1 protein-coding gene is annotated in these 1,524 nt (G+C 63.6%); it reads left to right on the top strand.

Translation table 11 applies throughout. The annotated features are described in order from the left end of the window. The first annotated feature begins 86 nt into the window (after positions 1 to 86). Positions 87 to 1,450 (top strand): IS3 family transposase gene (locus tag J2X45_RS20260; protein WP_249357752.1). Its coding sequence is split into 2 segments (ribosomal slippage): positions 87 to 434 and positions 437 to 1,450, totalling 1,362 coding nucleotides; the frame shifts between segments, so codons are not numbered across the junction. Positions 1,451 to 1,524: the final 74 nt, after the last annotated feature.

The following is a 1,524-nucleotide window of genomic DNA, read 5'->3' as shown; positions in this document are numbered from 1 at the left end:
CTGTCCCCCGTCAGCACCACTGGCACAGATTTGAGGTTGTGAGTTGAGGAGGATCTGGGCTTCGTCGCAGTGACGAAGGAACGAAGATGAAGCCCAGATCCTCCAACGTGAAATTGCCGGCGAAGTCCCCTGCGGAGCAGGTGGTGAAGGACATTCGGCGACAGACGCGGCGCCACTTCTCGGCCGAGGACAAGATCCGCATCGTGCTCGAGGGCCTGCGCGGCGAGGACAGCATCGCCGAGCTGTGCCGCAAGGAAGGGATCGCCCAGAGCCTGTACTACACCTGGTCGAAGGAGTTCATGGAGGCGGGCAAGCGCCGCCTGGCCGGGGACACCGCCCGGGCCGCAACCACCGGCGAAGTGCAGGACCTGCGCCGCGAAGCCCGCGCCCTGAAAGAGTGCGTGGCGGACCTGACGCTGGAAAACCGGTTGCTCAAAAAAAGCATGATCGCCGATGGGGGCGACGACGAATGAGGTACCCCGCATCCGAGAAGCTGGAGATCATCAGGATCGTCGAGCAGTCGCACCTGCCCGCCAAACGCACGCTGGAGCAGCTGGGCATTCCTCGCCGGACCTTCTATCGCTGGTACGACCGCTACCTCGACGGCGGGCCCGAAGCCCTGGAGGACCGCCCCTCGGCGCCGAGCAGGGTGTGGAACCGCGTCGGCGACGACATCCAGGGCCAGATCGTCGAGATGGCGCTGGAGCACAGCGAGCTGTCACCGCGAGAGCTGGCGGTGCGATTTACCGATGAACGTCAGTACTTTGTCTCCGAGGCCACGGTCTACCGGCTGCTCAAGGCCCACGACCTGATCACCAGCCCGGCCTTCGTCGTGATCAAGGCCGCCGAGGCCTTCCACACCAAGACCACGCGGCCAAACGAGATGTGGCAGACGGACTTCACCTACTTCAAGATCATCGGGTGGGGCTGGATGTATCTGTCGACCGTGCTCGATGACTTCTCGCGCTACATCATCGCTTGGAAGCTGTGCGCCAATATGCGCGCGCAGGACGTCACCGACACGCTGGACCTGGCCCTGGCGGCTTCCGGCTGCGACAGCGCCACGGTGCTGCACAAGCCCCGACTGCTCAGCGACAACGGCCCTAGCTACATCGCCAATGAGCTGGCCCAATACATCGAGGCCAACAAGATGAGCCATGTGCGCGGCGCCCCGATGCATCCCCAGACCCAGGGCAAGATCGAGCGCTGGCATCAGACCTTGAAGAACCGCATCCTGCTGGAAAACTACTTCCTGCCCGGCGACCTGGAGGCCCAGATCCAGGCCTTCGTCGAGCACTACAACCACCAGCGCTATCACGAGAGCCTGGCCAACGTGACCCCGGCCGACGCCTACTTCGGCAGGGCCGCCGCCATCATCAAGCAGCGCGAAACGGTCAAGCGACAGACCCTCGAATATCGGCGCTTGCTGCACCGCAAGCTCGCCGCCTAACATCAACCCCCAGACGAGGCCCGCTCTCCGCTAATTTACGTCCTCATCTGCGCCAAATGTCCTGACGACGGACA

It is taken from the genome of Caulobacter sp. BE264 (assembly GCF_031457805.1).
Classification (GTDB): Bacteria; Pseudomonadota; Alphaproteobacteria; order Caulobacterales; family Caulobacteraceae; genus Caulobacter.
The sequence above is the reverse complement of the archived record's forward strand: the minus strand, read 5'-3'. Positions and strand labels throughout refer to the sequence as shown.